This window comes from Paenibacillus silvae, assembly GCF_014639235.1.
Lineage (GTDB): Bacteria > Bacillota > Bacilli > Paenibacillales > Paenibacillaceae > Paenibacillus > Paenibacillus silvae.
The window spans coordinates 43,108-62,654 of sequence record NZ_BMFU01000010.1 but is presented as its reverse complement, the minus strand read 5'-3'; the positions used below and the strand labels follow the sequence as shown (position 1 = coordinate 62,654).

Sequence of the window (19,547 nt, the reverse complement as noted above, 5' to 3'; positions counted from 1 at the left end):
ATGATTTGTATAGGTCGCCCTGTTATTCTATTCCTCGGCGTTTGCTAACCATATGAGCGAGGAGGATACGTGTAACATGAGGAGACGAGTGAGCATTATGTTGATTGCACTGTTGCTGGTGACGCAATTGCTGCAAGGGATGGTGTTAACATCAACGGTGTATGCTCAGGATGACACAAATCATATGTCAGTCGGTACAATGGATGATCCATCTTCACCATCTGCACAGGAAGAGAGTACGCTCCCTGAAGATCAGGGTGCTGCTACGGATGAAGAGACATCGCCGGGGATCGGGGATACGGAACATATTGCAACTCCGGAGGAAGCTGAACCTGCAGATGTAGCCCCACTGGCTGCCACTGCTGCGGCTTCAGAAATTCAGGAGAATCTGATCACTAGTGTGCAGATGTACAACCAGAAACCGGAGGAAGGCAGCAACGGTCAGATTGAAGTCAGGGGAGATAAGATTGAAGATATTCGTCCACGGATATCGGATGAGGTTGCTGTTGTTTTTACATGGGGATTCGGGGATGATGCCCACGCTTATGGAGATGGATCGACCTTTACATTCCGTCTGCCTGACAAATTTATTATAGGTTCACAGCTGAAGGGCGGCCTGGACGGGGGTGTCGGCGAATATGTTGTGAACCCGGACGGTACGATTGTTTTTACCTTTAATGAAATGCTTGAACACGCGCAATTAGAAGGGAATTTCTATGTCTGGCTGCGTTTTGACGAGAGTAAAATGGAAGACGGACTTAAACAGAAGATTGACTTTAGCGGTGCAGGCCAAGGCACTATTGATGTGAATTTTGCAAATACCGCAAAGGATGAGCTTCAGAAATCAGGAAAAGCAAATAAAAATAATTTCAACTCGGATCAGATTGCTTGGACAGTAGATTTCAACCAGGGCGAGAAGAGCATGACCAATGTCGTGTTGGAAGATACCCTGCCGCCGGGGCTTTCGCTTGAGGGGGATATCGAGATCCGCGAGCTGCAGGTTCAGTTGAACGGTTCTGTGAAGGAAGGTCCGGTCGTCGACAGAGCAGCACAGTTTCCTGTCAACTTGGGAGACATCGACAAAGCCTATCGCATCACCTATACAACGAGCGTTCAGGCACCCACGAGTGCTCCTTACACTGGGGTAGTTTATGCCAATGAAGTGACTCTTACAGCGGATCAGAATGAGTATAATAAATCCGATGTTGGCCGTGTGACAGTCAGCTTCAATGAGCCGCTGAACAAGTCGGGGCAAGAAAGTGCATACGACCCGGTTACGCAGACGATTACATGGGAGGTGCAGTATAACTATAATCAGCAAGCGATTACACAGGCCAATGCGTGGCTTGAAGACCGTTTTGATACGGCGAAGCAAAGGCTCGTAACAGGGTCGCTGAATGTGTATGAAGTCGAGATTCAATCGGATGGTCGACCTGGAGCAAAAACGCTCGTTGTTCCCTCTGACTACACAGTAAATGGTGTCGGCACAGGTTTTGAAGAGGGGTTCAAGCTCCAATTCAACAGTGATATTAACAAAGCCTATGAGATTGAATACAAAACTCAAGCCATACAGCGGGTGTACGAGAATGAGACCATCGTTAATACGGTGAATGCACAGGATGGCACGACCAAAGAAGGTCATAAAAACATTGAAGAAGTCATTTTGGCGAAGAGTGTAAAAAGTGAGAATTTCAATGCCAAAGAGATCGAGTGGCAGATTGTGCTGAACCGGGATCAGAAAGAGATGACGGACATTGTCATCACAGACGATTACTCAGGCAGACACATGAAGCTTGTTCCGGGCAGTCTGCAGATCAGTGGTGATCAAAAGGACCAGTTTGAGGTGGCACCTGCTGTGGCTGACCCGGCGGATGTGAATTTTGAAAAAGGATTCAGCATTCATCTCAAGCCGGGCGGTATCATTGATAAGCAGCATGTAATCACTTATAAAACGAGTTTTGATCCAACGGCAGGCATGCCAACAAACAATGAATATCGCAACACCGCTACGTTGAACTGGAAGGAAGCAGATGTTGCGCAGGCCGCCATTACCAAGTCTGCCGTTGTCCGACCGCAAAGCTATACCATTGAAAATGGTAATAAGCGGGGCGATTATAGCGCCAGAGATAAAGCAATGACCTGGACCATCGACGTGAACTACAATCTGTTTGATATTCAGGAAGCCATTCTCAAGGATGCTTACACTGGAAACCAATCCTTTGTGGATGGTTCATTGAAGGTGTATGAGCTCGAATTGAAGGGTGCTAACAACGTGACTTCGGTTGGGGACGAAATCACGATATCATCGGCACAATTCCAGCTTGACCCGGATGGCAAAGGCTTCACGCTTAACCTGGGTGACATCGGTAAAAAAGCTTACCGCGTAGTGTATCAGACAAGTCTGGATGGAGAATTTGCAGTAGAGGGCTCGTACAGCAATCATGCTGTGCTGACAGATGGTGAAGGCGGACCTGTACGTTTTAATAAAACAGCAGCCGTTACACCTGCTCATGGCGGAGTATATGTGAGCAAAATAGGTCGCCAGGAAGGGACATCCGATCTGGCTTCATGGGTTGTGAATGTTAATCCGAGTCAGTCCTTCGTTACCGCAGGTTCCCAATTAACTGACACGTTATCCAGCAATCAGATTTTGCTTGCCGATTCATTGAAGCTTTATGAGGTGCAATTGCCTGCAAACAATTCAGGTAATGTTTCTGTGAAGGCAGGACTGGTTGATCCTTCGGAATACGATCTGTTGGTGAATGGTAATACCTTTACCTTTACATTTAAGAACGACATAAACACAGCATATCTCCTGGAGTACCAATCTTACATTAACGCAGATGACGGCGAGAGAATTGAGAACAAGGTTGAGTTTGCAGGTCATTCTTTCTCCGTTGTAGGAGAAGGTAATCAGTCGGGGATTCGGGTATCCTTGGCTGGTGCTGGCGGAGGGGCATCCACGGGTCTGGGTAAAGTCAAGGTGCATAAGATAGATGATACTGGACAGCCGCTGGAAGGCGTTATTTTTGCCATCTACAATGCGTCCGGCACGATCCTTCTGGAAACGTTGGAACCAACAGATGAGAACGGAATGGCTGAAAGCAGCCGGAATTATCGTCTGCATCTGACAAATGGAATTCCATATCGACTTAAGGAGCTTGCAGCGCCCGCAGGATACCTGCCAGATCCGAATTTTGCTTCGGCTCCAGGTCAAACCATTTTATTCAAGGATGCAGAAGCAGCCTTCGAGATCATCAACGAACAAATCCGCCAGGGCTTTGAGCTGACCAAGAGGGATGCAGCCGATTCCACCAAGGTGCTGGAGGGAGCCGTTTTTGAGCTGTACCGTATTCAGGGTTCCACACGTGAGAAGCTGGATGAGCTTACGACAGGAGTGAGCGGCAGAATTGCAAAGGGAGATCTGGAAGCAGGCACGTATGAATTGGTTGAAATTCAGGCGCCAGATTTCTACATGGTGGATAGTACATCTATTCCATTCACCATTACAGCGAATCAGACACAGATTGTGACGCTTACGAAAACAAATCAGCTCGGCACAGGAGGTAAACTGACCCTGACGAAAGTGAATGCCAAGGATCAGTCTCCATTAAGCGGGATTGAATTCGAACTGCGTGATTCCGCCAATAACGTGGTCGATACCGGGGGTACGAATCAACAGGGAATCATTGAATTCAGCAATCTCACTTACGGTGTGTATACATTGGTGGAAACGAAAGCTGAAGGGTTTGTGATTGAAAACCCGGAAACAAAGGTATCTATCACTCAGCCAGACACACAGATAACGATTGAAAATAAAGAAAATGACCGTTCGGTAAAACTGGTGAAATACAATGCAAGCCGAACGCAGCATCTGCAAGGTGCAATCTTTGAATTACGTGCTCAATCCGCAGTGATGGGGCCGGATGGAGAATGGCTGTTTAATGTGGTAGCCGGTATTGATCCGGCAGCATTGACCACGGATCTTCATGGTGAACTCCATCTGCAGCAGCTTGAACCGAATACGTATCAATTAGTTGAAGTCAAGGCACCGTCTGGATACCAATTGGATCAGACGCCAATGACTTTTGAGATTACGAATCAACAAACCGAAGCTGTTGTTGTAGAGAAAACAAATCAGGCTATTCCTGTATCAGGTGGACCAAGTGAACCGTATAATCCGGGAACGCCGAGTACAGGCGGTACACCACAACCGACTACACCAAACCATCCAGATCCTGATAAACCAGGCACACCGGTACAAGAAACACCAGGAATATCAGTGCCGGGTACGATTGTAACAACCCCTTCAGTACCTTCAGAAGAGAACGGGGGTACAGACAAGCCGGGGAATCCTTCGGAAGAATCACCTTCACCTTCAGCGCCTGAAGCTGTGGATGGAGAGATGACCGGGCCTCAGGTGACAGAAGGAGAAGATACGGGGGAAGAGGGTGTACTTACACCTTCAGCCGGAGAAGAGTCCGAGAGTGAGGGTTCATCGGGGAACAGCGGCCTTACATCAGCCCAAGGCATGCTGCCTAAGACGGGTGAAGAAAGCTCTATGGCTTACACAGTCTCGGGATTGATGTTGATCGCCATTGGAAGTGCCAGTTTCTTGTACTTCCGACGGAGAGAGCAATCCCAACGTTAAAGCCAGATGTCGGGCACTCTTGATCTGAATCTATATTTATAACGATAACCAAACACCCTCCCGCCTTTGCCGCGAAGAATTAAGCTTCGCAGGCAGGCGGGAGGGTGTTTTGATGTGCGCTCTTTTGTTAAGTCGATACCACGTACAGCTGCAGCAAAGACCGTTAAGAATTCACCTTTACAGCCCGTATAATTAGCCGGTGTGTCGCATCAATCAGCGGATCACAGGTAATCAAGGTTAGAACCTGTCCAAGCCCGGGATCTTCCAGCACAGATACATCCGAAGGCTCTACGACAGAAATTCGGTCAATTTTGTAGTGGAGGGCCGCTTGGTTGGCAATTGTGATCTCCACCGAGTCGCCAATCTGGAGCTCGCCCAGCCGATTAAACAAGCGCCCCTTTCGATGCGCACGATGAGCGGCAATGGCAGCATTACCCGATTGTCCAATGGCAGCTGTTTCCACCAGATGAGCTGCCGCAAACTTCATATTTTCCTGAGTTGCCCCTTCCAGAATGGGCAGACGCACATCAATGACAGGAATAGAGATCGTCCCGAGTGTTCCAGATGATAGGGATGGATTAGCTGTTGCAGTCTTGAGGGTTCTCTTCTGGTCTGAATGATCGTTCTCTATGCTGCGTTCGAAGGTGTGATTTAGCTGGGACAGGCCTGTTTGCAGTTGTTCCAGCTCATCCAGTACGCGGGTTTGCTGCCAGTCATAATACATGGCTTGCAGCGATGGAAAGCTGATCACCAATAGACCTAACAGCACAAGCAGGACAGACCACTTCTTCAACGTGCCTCTCTCCTTCGGGTCGAAAGTATAATAGATGTTTCCTTTATCTATTGTACGGATCAACCTATACAAAATATGGACAGAAAAATCCCCTGTTCCATACAGAGCACTCTGTAGAACAGGGGATGAGAATAAAAGCATCAGCTTTACGCCTTGATATCTGATGATTCAGCAGGGGAGAAGTCACATTCCTGCAGCGGCACAACTTTGGTCTTTTTGATCCATTTGTAGCCGAGCCAGAGGATCAGGAACAGCGGCAAGCTCAGATATGCGACAAGTACTCCGCTCCAGTCAATCTGGTCACCTGTAAAGGCTTGATAGTTCTGCCCCAGAATGACGATGATGCACAGGGCAAAAGCAAAGATCGGTCCAAACGGAAACCACCGTGCACGATAAGGCAGCTCACTCAGGTCGCGGCCTTGTGCAACGTAGGCGCGCCGGAAGCGGTAATGACTGATAGCAATACCCAGCCATGTAATAAATCCGCACATCCCGGATGCATTCAACAGCCACGTATATACAATACCATCACCGAAGAGAGAGGCCAGAAAGGCGAGCATTCCTACAGCGGTTGTCACAAGCAGGGCGTTCATCGGAATGCCGCGTTTGTTAAGCTTGCCAAGAAAACGGGGGGCTTTACCATCCCGGGCAAGGGCGTAGAGCACCCGGCTTGAAGCATACATGCCGGAGTTGCCGGCTGAAAGCACGGAAGTCAGAATAACGGCGTTCATGACAGAAGCTGCAATCGCAAGTCCTGCTTTTTCAAAGACAAGGGTGAACGGGCTGACGCCGATATTTTCGAGATCACCTTTGAGCAGGTTCGGGTGAGTATACGGGATAATCAAACTGATCACCGTAATCGCCAAAATATAAAAGATCAGAATACGCCAGAAGACCTGGCGAATGGCACGAGGTACGTTTTCACGCGGGTTCTCGCTTTCGCCAGCTGCGACGCCAATCAGCTCCGTTCCCTGGAAAGAGAAGCCCGCTGCCATAAACACGCCGAGCACGGCGAAGAATCCGCCGTGGAACGGCGCATCACCAATCGTAAAGTTGCTGAAGCCTACCGCCTCGCCACCCATAATGCCAAAGATCATCAATACGCCAACAGTAAGAAAGATAATAACGGTCGCGACTTTAATAATTGCGAACCAGTATTCGGATTCTCCATATCCTTTGACAGACAGAATGTTCAAGGCAAAGATCAGCACTAGGAAAAGCAGACTCCATAACATGGATGAGCTGTCCGGGAACCAGTACTTGATCAGCACTGTCGCAGCAGCAAGCTCGGCCGCAATGGTCACTGCCCAGTTGTACCAGAAGTTCCAGCCCATGGCGAAGCCGAGAGCAGGATCAACGAAACGGGCGGCATACGTATTAAAAGAACCGGAGTCCGGCATAAAAGTTGCAAGTTCACCCAGACTGGTCATCAGGAAATAAACCATGATTCCGACAGCTGCATAGGCGAGCAGGGCACCGCCCGGTCCTGCTGTTGAGATGGCCGTACCGCTTGCCAGAAACAGCCCGGTACCAATCGAACCGCCCAAAGCGATCATGGTCATGTGACGGGCACGCAATCCTTTTTTCAGGGAAGGCCCGGTTGTTGAATTTGTCGTTGTTGATGGTGTTCGGTTGCTGCGGTCTTGCATGAAAACACTCCTTCATTTGTAATGCTGATGCAGATCATAGCTCCATAAACCAAAAAAAGACCACAGGCATCAGCCTGCGGTCTTTATATTCAATGTCCGCACCATGTCCTTGACGATTAAGATAGCTCAACACAGAAGAAAGCATACCTTGTCCCAAGGTATTGCATGCTTGCTGTGACAGTTCTGCACCTTTCGGCTGCAGCCCCAGCTCAATCGGACTGATGAAGGAACGTCCATTGAGCTTCGGCGGGTACACCTTTCGGCTGATCTCATAAGCGGCTCCTTGCGCCTCCTTCAGCGTACTGATCGCACCCGCGACCTCTACCTCACCATACTATGGATGAGGTGTATCTATTGTTTATGAAATTTTTGAAATACGCTAGAGCAGCGTGCAATCTGTTTATCAAACAGACAACAAGTATACCGCTACTCGTTTTACAGTGCAATAACAAATGTTGGTTGTCTTCAGCCCAAAGATACTGCTACTCCTGCTTTTTGTTTCGTCCAGCCATCTGCTGCCATACCGTTCCGGCGGCTTGTTCACCAGACTCGATGCGCTCCAGAGCCATCTTGGCCTGCAGGCTCACTTCGAACTCAGGGTCTTCAGCGGCAAGACGCAGTGCCTGTTCTGCTTCCTCGGTTCCAACCTCATATAGAAAACGGGCTGCACGCCAGCGCACCAGCTTGCTTTTGTCGGTTAACGTTTCAATCATGGCTGGTGTCGCAGCCGGATCACCGATGTCTGATAATGTATCGCCAGCTGTCCGCCTTACAGCAGGTGAACTGTCGCGAAGTGCTTCATAGAGAAGCTCCATCGCTTCCGGTGTACGGATATCCCCCAGATACACAACAGCCAGACGACGAATCTGCATCTTGCTGTCACGCAGTGCCTGAGCAACCAGTGGGAGTCTTTCCTCCGTTGGCTCCATGCTGTCCAGTGCAGCATATCTGACATTCCAGTCTTCGCTGCGCAGCGCTGCTTCCAGCTCTGCTCCATCCAGGGCACGGCGGCGTTCAACAAACTCTTCTGTATTGGTACCATGCGCAATCGCTTGCTGAATCACTTGCTCCAACCGTTCGGGAGGATAGGCCGCCTCCAGTTCCTGTTCGACTTCCCGTGCAATATCCGGGAGTTCGCCGTAACGTACGCCATAATCGGTCAGTTTGCGTTCCTTGATCAGCGTAGCGCTGGCAACCTCGGTGACGGCTTTGACGAAACGGTCCGACAGGGAAATCCGTTCCTCTTTAGCTCCGGCTTTGACACGAATCTGCATGGGTACTCCGCGGAAAAACTGTACAAACACTTGCGCTTCTCCGAAGTGTTCACCTGAAGCATCCTCGGATTCAATCCAGTCCAGGTCGATGCCTTCCTGACCCAGACGGCTCTGCACTTCTCCGAGTATAACCGACCAGTCCGCGTTACCTTTTCGATCCAGCGCAACGAAGTCAGTCGTGTGGAATACACTTTTGACTCCGGGAATGTGCAGCATCTGACGAATAAACGCCGGAGCTGAACGTTCGTTATCCAGAGTATAGGTTCTGCGAATCCCGTCCTCCAGACGTTCGTCGAGATGCAGCATCATTGTATTTGGACTCGGTGTTGGTTCGATGGAAATGATATTCATGGGTGCAACCTCCTATAATACCAGTTTGATACGTGTTCTCCCGTAAAGTTAATCACACGGGTGTAGCTCTATTTTACATCAAATCAGGAAAACTGCGAAATCGTGGCTGGCTCTATGCTAATCTCCCCAACGAAACATGTTAAGGATGTGAAGAAATACGAAGATTGTTAACACTTCTTTCATGTTTGCACACAAACATTTTTAAATGAAACATGACACAATAGTGGGAAGAAGCTAATGGAGGTATACCTATGGAACCTGTTGCTGTACTAACAGATGGAGAGCGATGTATCAACTACGAGGAAATTATTCAATTGTTTATGGATTGGATTGATTCTGCGCCATCGGATTCAGTAAAAGAAACAGGACGAGGGGATTGGGAGAAATCCCGTTATTGCATTGTGGATTACCGAAATGCTGAACAGGCTGTTGCCGCAGCCAAGGCTATTCGTGCTTTTGTACCCGATGTGCCTGTGTTGGTGCTTACCGATTTTCAATCATCCATTCGCAAACGTCACCTGCAGCAGATTACGGGTACGGGGGCTGTGAAGATGATGCTATGGAATGAGCAACATCCTGATCAGCTGAAGAGAAGCATTGAACAGTGGCTGCACACTTTGGAATATGGAGCACCAATAACCATGCCTTCCGTTCTATACCTCAGGTAGAACGATGAAAAGCATGGTGCCTGAATAACGGTTTAACCAAAGTTGTTTATGAAACTGAACTAATGAATTAGACGATATATTTATAGCCTGTGCCCCATACCGTTTTGATATAACGTGGATTTTTGGGGTCAGGCTCTATTTTTTTGCGCAGACTGGAGATATGTACATCAATGGTTCGATCCAGATAGGCACGTTCCGAACCTTTAATTCGGTCCATCAGCTCATTGCGGGTGAATACCTTGCCAGGATTGCGATATAATTCCTTCATGATTTCAAACTCAATGTGAGTTACCTCGACTTCAACACCGTTCACAAATAATGTTCTTCGGTACTCATTTACACTAATCTGTCCCGCTTCATCAACGGTATGATTTTCTTTAATCGGTTTCTCCTGATACGTAATAGTAGACCGCCGCAGCAAAGCTTTAATTCTCGCGTCCAGTTCCTTCAGACTGAAGGGCTTGCAGAGGAAGTCATCGGCACCATTATGTAAGGCGCGCAGCCGGTCGTTTAGCATCGTGCTTGCCGAGATCATCAGCACAGGAACGGTGGAGTTTTGACGAAAAGCATCCACGAGCTCATTACCGTCAATCTCCGGCAGCATCAAATCGGTTACAACAATATCTGGCTGAAACTGTGGAAATAAATGAAGTGCTTCACGGGCATGGTGAACCCGCTCGGTTATGTATCCTTCCTCCTCAAGAAAAAAAGCGATCATGTCCGCTAGGTTTTTTTCATCTTCTATAAGAAGTACTTTGATTGACATCACTTCACACTCCTGGTGACATAGATTTGTTAAGAAAATACGAGAGAATGGCTAAAAAAACTGCAAAAATTTTAATGTTTCTATTCCAGAATATAGGAAGCATATGTAACCTGTAAATGACTTTAGATATTATTAACGTAGTGTAACATGTGTATATTTTTTTGCCGAATCGTAAATATTCCCAAACGTACAACAGAGCTTAATTACAGTATAATGGATCAGAATGAATTAAGGGGAAAAAGATCGGGGCATCACTGTTATCTCCTGAAGAATTACAACGAGTCGGGCGGTGAGCATACATACCTATGAACGGGATAACGGGAGTGAGAAATCTGCGGGAATGGGTGGTACTCCAACTGAGACAACCCTGGATTGGAACGATGGTTCTGATCCTTTTTGGCACCATCAATGCCATTGTTCCATATACGTTGTTCTATGGCGTACAGTTCATGATTATGAGTGCTGCGGCGCTGATTGCCCTCCGAATATACGGGGGATTATATGCTTTTATCACACTTGCGTTAATATGTCTGTCCAGGATACTGATTACGGGCCTGGACTCGCATTATTTTTATGTCATGTCTGCACATTTTATAGAATTAGGGTGGATGTTAGGCTGGCAGCTGCGTTGCGAGAAGGGCAGTTTGATCAAGGCGAATGCTGTTTTCTGGGTTGTGATGCTGCTTCCTGTGATCTGTTACGGGCACTATGTATTAGGTTTGAGCGTTGAAGATACAAAGTATGAGTATATGTACATCGCTGTTGTAAGTATGGTGAATGCACTGATCGCAGGCATTGTTGTGGATTTCTGGGCGACTTTGAGTGAGCATGAGGCGAAACGGACTGGTACGATTCCACTGAGAAGAATTGCGTTTAAATATGTTGTCGCTTTTGTAGTGTTTGTTTCCCTAGTTCTGTTATCTGCGGATAGCCGCAGACAGCTAAACCAGATGAATGATGCGATCTTGCGTGATATGAGGCATGCAGCAAGTGCTGTTGTCCAGGATCTGAACAGGCAATATGTTACACCCGAGAATGTTGCAGAAAATGTGGAGAGGTATCACCACCTGCTGGGTGTGAACGTGATTTTGCTGGATCGGAATAACCGCGTTGTCGTTTCGGGGCTTTCTACCCTTCAGCCGGGTGAATCAGTGGACCTGAGTTCTTTCGAGGTATTAACTTCGTTGCGAGGCCCCATGTTGCTGAACTCCAAGGGAATTCATTACAGTGATGCACTGGACCATTGGAGAAAGGCGTCTTTTATCTATGAAGCGGAAGATGCGTTGAGCACACCTTACCGAGTATTCGTCGAAACCAATTCGTCACAATATTACCCTCAGATCGAAAACATATATCTGACAACATTGCAATCCTTATTCGTGATTATTGTCGCATCGATGATTGTGGCTGCGCCGCTGAGCAGCAAAGTGGTCAGTCCTTTACTGCGGCTGACCCGGCTAACCGGCTCCCTTCCACGGCTTCTGTTCCGCAATCGGAATTTGGACTGGCCGAGCAGCCATGTGACCGAGGTTCAGATTCTGATCGGAAACTTGCGCAAAATGGCAGATGTGCTGCTCGAACAGTTCGAGCAGATTCGGCTCGACAAATTAACACTGGAAGACCGGGTCATCGCCCGTACCAAAGAGCTGAAGAACAGCGAGGAGATTAAACGCGCTATTATTGAGTCATCCATTGACGCAATTATTGCTGTGGATTCTCATGGAATGATTATTGAATTCAATCCCGAGGCAGAGAGAATGTTCGGGCTTGAACGGGAAGAGGTTGTGCTGCAGAAGGAAGCTCCGTCTCTTTTTCAAGGCATCAGCTGTCAGGAAATCAAAAAGATGCTTGAGCGATATGAGTTTGTAGAGGGTAAAAGATACACGACCGTTGATGAAATATCGGGTATCCGCGACGGCACCATTTTTCCGATAGAATATAAAATTGTGGAGATTCAGCTTGGAAACAACGAGACGCTCTATAACTTGTTTATCAAGGATATTACCGAACGCACACGTGCCGAAGAAGACCGGGTGCGTCATGCCCTTGTATTGGAGCATTTGAATCTGGAGCTGTTCCAGGAGAAGGCAGCCATTCAAGAGCAGCGCGATATCAGTGAACAGTTTATCGAGTCCGTCCGTGAAGGACTTGTGATGTCAGATCATTCGGGCACCATCACCATTGTGAATCGCCGGATAGAGGAAATGTTTGGGCTGGGTAATTTCCTGGGAGAATCCATTATCGATTTGGCCCAGGCGATTGATACGATGGTTCTAACCGATGGGTTTAATTTGACGGAGCAGACCAGAGCATTTCTGAACGGGGAACAGGCATTTATTGAGACGAATTTCTATTTCGACAATGTAGAGCAAAGTGTGTTTTCCCTGTACATGAAGCAGATGGATGTACCGAGTAAAAATCATGGATTTCTGCTCGTATTCCGTGATTTGACAGGGGAAGAACGGCTGAATCGCATGAAGAATGAACTGATTAGTGTAGTCTCTCACGAGCTTCGCACCCCTGTAGCAACGATTATGGGTTATGTCGAGCTGATGCTGATGTATGATCTTCCGGCATCACAGCGTAAAGAATTTATGGAGACGATCTCATCGGAGGGCAAACGTCTGAGCAGCCTGCTGGATGATGTGCTGGACATTCAACGTCTCGACAATGATGGCATGACCTATCACATGACCTATGCTCCACTTGTGGAGCTGGTAGAAGGTGTGGCGGAGCAGTGGAATCGAAAATCTTCCCAGCGAATATATGTGCATGCATTTAACGGTGATCTTTTTGCTTATGCAGATCAGAACAGAATCGTTCAGGTGCTCCATAATCTGATCGGCAATGCAGTGAAATATTCTCCTGGAGCAGATCGGATTGATGTCACATTATGGGAGGAAGACGACGTCCTCTGCATTGATGTGCGGGATTATGGCATTGGCATTGCGGAGAGTGAGAAACACATGCTGTTTAATAAATTTTACCGTGTGGACAATTCGGACCATCGTCAGATTGGTGGCACGGGTCTGGGCTTGTACATTTCTCGCAAAATTGTAGAGGATCATCACGGTAGCCTGACCTTTATGTCGGCACCGGGCAAGGGCAGCACGTTTAAAGTACGGCTGCCTAAGCATGAGGTGGTTCTCTGACACTCTATTTTGACTCTACCGGAGGCTCTTATCTTTTGGCACTTGGCTGTGCACAAGGATAAGGGTCTTTTTTGTCGTTATCGTCATGCTTTTTCATGATTATATTTTTTGTTTTATCGTCATCCGGGATAAAAAAACGGAAACTTTTGCACACTGTATATAGAGCCATAATTTGCATCCTGTGCAAAAAGGAGGACGACACGTTTATGTTTCGCAATCAAGAGAAAAAGCTCATTATCGTCTGTCTGGTGGCGGCTGTAGTGGTACTGTATGCGGTTGTCAAAAGCATCATCCGCATTATGAGTTACTGAGCGACCGCTCAGGGCAAAGTGAATCCGCCGCTGTACATAACCCATAACGATACAACAACAACAAAGTACGAGATCAATAATCATTACACCGAAAGAGGAGTGTACCCATGTCATCTCTGGACCCTGTTCTGCTGAGCCGGATATTGACCGGCCTGACCCTGTTTGTGCATATCATCTTTGCTTCCATCGGCGTAGGTGTTCCGCTCATGATTGCTCTGGCTGAATGGCGGGGATTGCGTACCAATGATATTCATTACACGCTGCTCGCGAGAAGGTGGGCGCGAGGATTTGTCATTACCGTGGCCGTTGGTGTAGTTACAGGCACATCGATCGGGCTGCAGCTGAGCCTGCTGTGGCCGATGTTTATGCGTGTCGCCGGGCAGGCGATTGCACTGCCACTGTTTATGGAGACCTTCGCCTTTTTCGTGGAAGCAATCTTTCTCGGGATTTACCTCTATACCTGGGACCGTTTCAAAAAGAAGTATACGCACATGCTGCTGCTCATTCCGGTAGCTCTTGGCTCATCCGCCTCCGCAATTTTTATTACAACGGTGAACTCTTTCATGAACCAGCCGCAAGGCTTCACCTTGATCAACGGCATCATGAAGGATATTGACCCGATTGCTGCCATGCTCAACCCGGCAACACCTACCAAAGTATCCCATGTTCTTGCCTCATCCTATACCTTGAGTGCGGGTGTGCTGGCAGGTATTGCAGCGTTCAGCCTGCTGCGCGGGCGGGATCATGTCTATTACAAAAAAGCGCTCAAGCTCACGACGATATCTGCGCTTGTATTTGCGATCAGCACCGTTATGATCGGTGACTCATCCGGTAAATTTCTGGCGAAATATCAGCCGGAGAAGCTGGCTGCTGCCGAGTGGCATTTCAAAACGATGAAGGAAGCACCGCTTGTCTATGGCGGAATTCTGGATGAGAATAACGAGGTCAAATATGCGATTGAAATTCCCTACGCGCTAAGCATCCTGGCAGGCAATAGGCCGGATACCGAAGTAAAAGGACTGGAAGAGTTTCCTGCCGATCTGAGACCGCCGCTGTCTATCCATTACATGTTTGATCTGAAGGTGACGACAGGTGTCATCATTCTATTGATCCCGGTGCTGTATGTGCTGCGCCGCTGGCTTCCAGGACGCAAGCCATATCCCAAATGGCTGCTGCTTGGCATCGTGCTGCTGGGGCCGCTCGCCATGATTGCCATCGAGCTGGGCTGGATGTTTGCCGAGGTAGGCAGACAGCCCTGGATTTTGCGCGGGTACATGAAAGTGGCTGAAGCGGCTACCACCTCCACCTCCGTGGGCTGGATGCTGGTGCTGTTTATTCTGCTCTATCTGGTGCTGTGCTTCTCCTGCATCCGTGTGATCAGCAAGCTGTTCCGTAACAAGGAAGCGGAGAAGGAACTGGATTCGCTTGGACTGGAAGGAGGCATCGTGCATTGAGCTTCGAAATTGCAGGCATCGCGATATTGTGGACGTTCCTGTTCGGTTATCTGATTGTGGCGTCGATTGATTTCGGCGCGGGCTTCTTCAGCTTTTACAGCATATTGACCGGACATGAGAACAAAATTCATAACATCATTCAGCGCTATTTGTCCCCGGTGTGGGAAGTGACGAATGTGTTTCTCATTTTCTTTGTGGTAGGGCTGGTCGGCTTTTATCCCGACAGTGCCTTCTATTATGGTACGGCCCTGCTTGTACCAGGCTCACTGGCAATTGTACTGCTGGCGATTCGGGGCGTGTATTACGCTTATAATACCTATGGCAACCATGGAAAAAACAGCAGAATCTATCTGGCGCTATATGGAGCAACGGGATTGCTGATTCCGGCGGTGTTCTCTACCATTTTGGCCATATCCGAAGGCGGGATAATTGAGCAGGTGGGCGAAAAGGTGTTTTTTCGCTGGCGTGAATTTTTGACGAATCCCTATACGTGGTCTGTTGTACTGCTGGCTTTGGTCAGTGTGCTGTATATCTCGGCGATGTTCCTGTCCTATTATGCGAAGCGGGCGGGGGATGAGACGGCCTTTCAGGTGCTTCGGGAATATGCGCTGCTGTGGAGCCTGCCCACCATTTTTGCGAGTTTTCTTGCTTTTCTGCAAATCAACAAACAGAACCCGGCTCACTTTGAGCAGATGGTGGGCATGTCCTGGATGTTTATCGCATCGTTTATCTGTTTTGTGGTCGCGGTATCGCTTGTGTGGAAAGAGAAGTATTTGGGCTGGTGTTTTATCGCAGTGATGCTCCAGTTTGCCTTTGCATGGTATGGATATGGTCGCTCGCATTTGCCCTACATTCTGTACCCTTACATTAACATCTATGACAGCTTTACCAACCGAACGATGGGCATTGCATTGATTACGGCTTTCAGTCTGGGACTGCTGGTGCTCATTCCGTCACTGGTGCTGATTATGAAGCTGTTCCTGTTTGATGCCAATTACGTACGTGGCAACGCGGGAAAAAAGAAAGGATGATATCGCTATGTTTCTGCTTTCGAACATTCTGAACGGGATCGTTCACTGGCCTCTTCTGCAGGAAGAAGGGGTCAGGGGAATTCCGGGCATCACGGGTCTGAGCTTCTTTGAGACGTTTACCATTATGTACGCCCCGCCTCTGATTATGGTGGCTGCCATCGTTTTTTTGTTTGTATATATGGCGGTTTGCAAAAATCCTCAGGATTGATTACAACAGTACTTGTGGTAGATCCACGCCTGATGAGGGTAATCTGATGATAAGATCTGAGGAAGGGAGGAGGCCCCTTCATGGCTAAAATTCGTTATAACAATATCGACAACGTCAGCACGGACAAAACGCTGAAAGAGTTCAAGCAATGGAGAGAACAGCGCCGCCGCAAGGTAAAAGACTATTCCTACAAAGTTCCCAAGCATGAGCCTGAGCTGGATTACCTGCATGCCAACCGGGAAGAAACAACGATAACGTGGATTGGACATTCTACTTTTTTCATCCAATACTATGGGCTTAACATCGTGACTGACCCGGTGTGGGCGGAAAAAATGGGATTTCAACGCAGGCTCGGTGCCCCCGGCATTCCGATTCAGGATATACCGCCACTGGACGTGATCCTCATCTCTCACTCTCATTATGATCATCTGCATCTGTCTTCGCTACGCAAGCTGGCTACAGCGAAGACACTGCTGATCGTGCCGGATGGCCTTAGACGCAAAATGATCCGCAAGGGATTCCACCGGTGTCAGGAGATGAAGTGGTGGGAGCATATCGTGCTTGGTGGTGTCAAAATTACATTTGTGCCTGCCCAGCACTGGACACGCCGAACGTTATTTGATACCAATACGTCCCACTGGGGTGGTTATGTACTGGAGCCAAATCACGCCGTACGAGCATCCGAAGAAAGCGCGGCTGCGCTGGAGACATCGGTTAACGATGTGCTTGACGGGCAGCGTGCCCACAATGATGAATCAGTGCTGCAAGAAGGTTATCCGCCTGTAGTATATTTTGTAGGTGATACGGGGTATTTCAAAGAATTCAAGACGATTGGAGAACGTTTCGACATTGGCGTAACCCTGATGCCCATCGGGGCATACGATCCGGAATGGTTCATGACGTCCCAGCATGTCACACCGGAAGAGGCGCTGCAGGGCTTCGTCGAAACGAAGTCACAGCTGATGGTGCCGATGCATTACGGAACGTTCAAGCTGGCGGACGACACGCCGAAGGAGGCACTGGACCGGCTGGAAGCTGAACGAAAACGGCTCGGTATTGCAGCGGAACGGATTCGTGTGCTGGGACATGGCGAGACTTTGCGCATCCGGCATGAGGCTAATGAGTAGAAGAAGCGTGCCGGATTGGAAGGTTGTTATGTCATCGGAGTGGATTGTACAAAATTATTCGTGGAACTTATATAGCAAGAGAGGAAATGCCATAAAAAGATTTTGATGAACATCACTGAACAGGGCTAACAAAAGCCAGCCAGATATGGTAATCTATAAACATACGTGCATGAACAGCATATTTACCAAAACTTTAATCCGTAAAAAGCGGCTGATTTTCGAATTTGCCGTTTTTTTGTGTTATAATATGGTGCCAGAATAGGCATCGGATATTGAATCCATGATTGAAGCAGGCGAGCATGAACGTGTATGGATACAAACATGCTCTCAGGCTGCTATTCATGCAGTATGCAGATTAACCAATAAAGGATGGTATGCTTAATGATCAGTACAAGCGGCATCACGCTCCGCTACGGAAAACGTGCGCTTTTTGAAGATGTGAATATCAAATTCACGCCAGGCAACTGTTACGGCTTGATCGGCGCGAACGGAGCCGGAAAATCAACATTTTTGAAAATTTTGTCCGGTGAGATTGAAGCCAACTCGGGAGAGGTGCACATCACCCCGGGCGAACGTATGGCCGTTTTGAAGCAAAACCACTTTGAATATGATGAGTACCCGGTTCTCGAGACCGTTATTATGGGTCACGCTCGTCTTTATTCCATTATGAAAGAAAAGGATGCCCTGTATGCGAAGGCAGACTTTACGGAAGAAGACGGCCTGCGTGCAGGTGAGCTTGAAGGTGAGTTTGCCGAGCTGAACGGTTGGGATGCAGAGCCGGATGCAGCGGCACTCCTGATTGGTCTCGGTATCGACCGCGATATGCATGACAAAAAAATGGTAGAGCTTAGCGGTAACGAAAAAGTCCGCGTATTGCTGGCACAAGCCTTGTTCGGTCGTCCGAACAACCTGCTGCTCGATGAGCCTACCAACCACTTGGACCTCGAATCCATTCAATGGCTCGAGAACTTCCTGATGGATTATGAAGGTACCGTTATCGTGGTATCCCATGACCGTCACTTCCTGAACAAAGTATGTACGCACATCGCGGACATCGACTTTGGTAAAATCCAGCTGTACGTAGGTAACTATGACTTCTGGTACGAGTCCAGCCAGTTGGCGCTTGCTTTGCAGCGGGATGCAAACAAGAAAAAAGAAGAGAAAATTAAAGAGCTGCAGGCCTTTATCCAACGTTTCTCCGCCAACGCTTCGAAATCCAAACAAGCGACTTCCCGGAAGAAACAGCTCGACAAAATTACGCTGGATGACCTTCGTCCGTCGAACCGTAAATATCCGTTTATCAACTTCAAGCCTGAGCGTGAGGCGGGTAAACAATTGCTGACTGTGGATCGTCTAAGCAAAGCGGTTGAAGGCGAGAGCATGCTGAACGATATCAGCTTTGTGGTAAACAAAGGTGACAAAATCGCTTTTGTTGGCCCGAACGGCAACCCGAAATCACTGCTGTTTGATGTGCTGATGGGTGAAGCAGAAGCTGACAGCGGCGAATATACTTGGGGAGTAACAACAACTCAGGCATATTTCCCGAAAGATAACTCCAAGTATTTCGATGGTGTAGAGATGAGCCTTGTGGATTGGCTGCGTCAATACTCCAAAGATCAGGATGAAACGTACCTGCGTGGTTTCCTGGGCCGTATGCTGTTCTCCGGGGAAGAAGCTTTGAAAAAGGCGAGTGTATTGTCCGGGGGAGAGAAAGTACGTTGTATGCTTGCCAAAATGATGCAGACTGGCGCGAACGTGCTCATTCTGGATGAGCCGACGAACCACTTGGATCTCGAATCCATCACCGCACTGAATAACGGATTGATTGACTTTGATGGCACCATGCTGTTTACATCCCATGACCATCAGTTCATTCAAACGATTGCTAACCGTATTATTGAAATTACGCCTACAGGTCTGATCGATCGTCAGATGAGCTACGATGAGTATCTCGAAAGCGAAGAGATCAAAGAGCTGCGCAGTAAAATGTATCCGGTAGAAGCTTAAGCTCTATTGTAGAGTTCAAGTTTTAAATCAATAAAACAAGCAAAAACCGCAAGTCCTCCAGGGAGGGCTTGCGGTTTTTTTGTCAATGCATGCTCAGATGACAGC

At 48.2% G+C, this 19,547-nt stretch carries 12 protein-coding genes and 1 riboswitch; of the genes, 8 read left to right on the top strand and 4 right to left on the bottom strand.

The annotated features are described in order from the left end of the window. Positions 1-76 precede the first annotated feature (76 nt). Positions 77-4,651, top strand: a complete 4,575-nt coding sequence (locus tag IEW26_RS24095) for a collagen binding domain-containing protein (protein WP_188594218.1) — start codon at positions 77-79, stop codon at positions 4,649-4,651. A gap of 163 nt (positions 4,652-4,814) precedes the next feature. On the opposite strand, the gene IEW26_RS24090 is transcribed toward IEW26_RS24095, so the two are convergent. From IEW26_RS24090 to IEW26_RS24075, 3 genes are all read right to left on the bottom strand, one after another. Then, entirely contained in the window at positions 4,815-5,444 is a 630-nt protein-coding gene (locus IEW26_RS24090; RefSeq protein ID WP_188594217.1) for a class D sortase, read from the bottom strand. A 146-nt stretch (positions 5,445-5,590) separates the two neighbouring features. Further along, positions 5,591-7,093, bottom strand: a complete 1,503-nt coding sequence (locus IEW26_RS24085; RefSeq protein WP_145406020.1) for an amino acid permease — start codon at positions 7,091-7,093, stop codon at positions 5,591-5,593. 114 nt (positions 7,094-7,207) lie between these two features. Then, positions 7,208-7,425: riboswitch (Lysine riboswitch) on the bottom strand. Positions 7,426-7,575: 150 nt separating this feature from the next. Further along, positions 7,576-8,718 carry a virulence factor gene (locus tag IEW26_RS24075; protein WP_145406022.1) on the bottom strand — a complete coding sequence of 381 codons (1,143 nt, stop codon included), beginning with the start codon at positions 8,716-8,718 and terminating at the stop codon, positions 7,576-7,578. Between the two features lie 251 nt (positions 8,719-8,969). Here IEW26_RS24075 and IEW26_RS24070 point away from each other — a divergent pair, with 251 nt between their 5' ends. Beyond that, a complete protein-coding gene (locus tag IEW26_RS24070; protein WP_188594215.1) occupies positions 8,970-9,386 on the top strand; it encodes a hypothetical protein in 417 nt (138 codons plus the stop codon). A 67-nt stretch (positions 9,387-9,453) separates the two neighbouring features. On the opposite strand, the gene IEW26_RS24065 is transcribed toward IEW26_RS24070, so the two are convergent. After that, the gene (locus tag IEW26_RS24065) at positions 9,454-10,152 is read right to left on the bottom strand and encodes a response regulator transcription factor (RefSeq protein WP_111268389.1); all 699 of its coding nucleotides are present in this window, start codon (positions 10,150-10,152) and stop codon (positions 9,454-9,456) included. A gap of 305 nt (positions 10,153-10,457) precedes the next feature. On the opposite strand from IEW26_RS24065, the gene IEW26_RS24060 reads away from it, so the two are divergent. The 6 genes from IEW26_RS24060 (at position 10,458) to IEW26_RS24035 (ending at position 19,442) form a co-directional block, all read left to right on the top strand. Continuing rightward, entirely contained in the window at positions 10,458-13,304 is a 2,847-nt protein-coding gene (locus tag IEW26_RS24060) for a PAS domain-containing sensor histidine kinase (RefSeq protein WP_188594214.1), read from the top strand. A gap of 418 nt (positions 13,305-13,722) precedes the next feature. Then, positions 13,723-15,069, top strand: coding sequence for a cytochrome ubiquinol oxidase subunit I (locus IEW26_RS24055; RefSeq protein WP_188594213.1), 1,347 nt, complete (start codon positions 13,723-13,725; stop codon positions 15,067-15,069). Continuing rightward, on the top strand, positions 15,066-16,100 hold the full coding sequence (locus tag IEW26_RS24050; protein ID WP_188594212.1) for a cytochrome d ubiquinol oxidase subunit II: 1,035 nt from the start codon (positions 15,066-15,068) through the stop codon (positions 16,098-16,100). The genes IEW26_RS24055 and IEW26_RS24050 overlap by 4 nt, the downstream gene beginning before the upstream one ends. Before the next feature lie 7 nt (positions 16,101-16,107). After that, on the top strand, positions 16,108-16,308 hold the full coding sequence (locus IEW26_RS24045) for a hypothetical protein (protein ID WP_111268393.1): 201 nt from the start codon (positions 16,108-16,110) through the stop codon (positions 16,306-16,308). Positions 16,309-16,388: 80 nt separating this feature from the next. Further along, on the top strand, positions 16,389-17,435 hold the full coding sequence (locus tag IEW26_RS24040) for an MBL fold metallo-hydrolase (RefSeq protein ID WP_188594211.1): 1,047 nt from the start codon (positions 16,389-16,391) through the stop codon (positions 17,433-17,435). 381 nt (positions 17,436-17,816) lie between these two features. After that, positions 17,817-19,442 (top strand): ABC-F family ATP-binding cassette domain-containing protein, encoded by a 1,626-nt coding sequence (locus IEW26_RS24035; RefSeq protein ID WP_111268395.1) that lies wholly within the window; start codon positions 17,817-17,819, stop codon positions 19,440-19,442. Positions 19,443-19,547: the final 105 nt, after the last annotated feature.

Coding starts and splice junctions, on each gene's coding strand:
- IEW26_RS24095 (WP_188594218.1), top strand. CDS start 77: ATGAGGAGACGAGTGAGCATTATGTTGATTGCACTGTTGCTGGTGACG.
- IEW26_RS24085 (WP_145406020.1), bottom strand. CDS start 7,093: ATGCAAGACCGCAGCAACCGAACACCATCAACAACGACAAATTCAACA.
- IEW26_RS24075 (WP_145406022.1), bottom strand. CDS start 8,718: ATGAATATCATTTCCATCGAACCAACACCGAGTCCAAATACAATGATG.
- IEW26_RS24070 (WP_188594215.1), top strand. CDS start 8,970: ATGGAACCTGTTGCTGTACTAACAGATGGAGAGCGATGTATCAACTAC.
- IEW26_RS24065 (WP_111268389.1), bottom strand. CDS start 10,152: ATGTCAATCAAAGTACTTCTTATAGAAGATGAAAAAAACCTAGCGGAC.
- IEW26_RS24060 (WP_188594214.1), top strand. CDS start 10,458: ATGAACGGGATAACGGGAGTGAGAAATCTGCGGGAATGGGTGGTACTC.
- IEW26_RS24055 (WP_188594213.1), top strand. CDS start 13,723: ATGTCATCTCTGGACCCTGTTCTGCTGAGCCGGATATTGACCGGCCTG.
- IEW26_RS24045 (WP_111268393.1), top strand. CDS start 16,108: ATGTTTCTGCTTTCGAACATTCTGAACGGGATCGTTCACTGGCCTCTT.
- IEW26_RS24040 (WP_188594211.1), top strand. CDS start 16,389: ATGGCTAAAATTCGTTATAACAATATCGACAACGTCAGCACGGACAAA.
- IEW26_RS24035 (WP_111268395.1), top strand. CDS start 17,817: ATGATCAGTACAAGCGGCATCACGCTCCGCTACGGAAAACGTGCGCTT.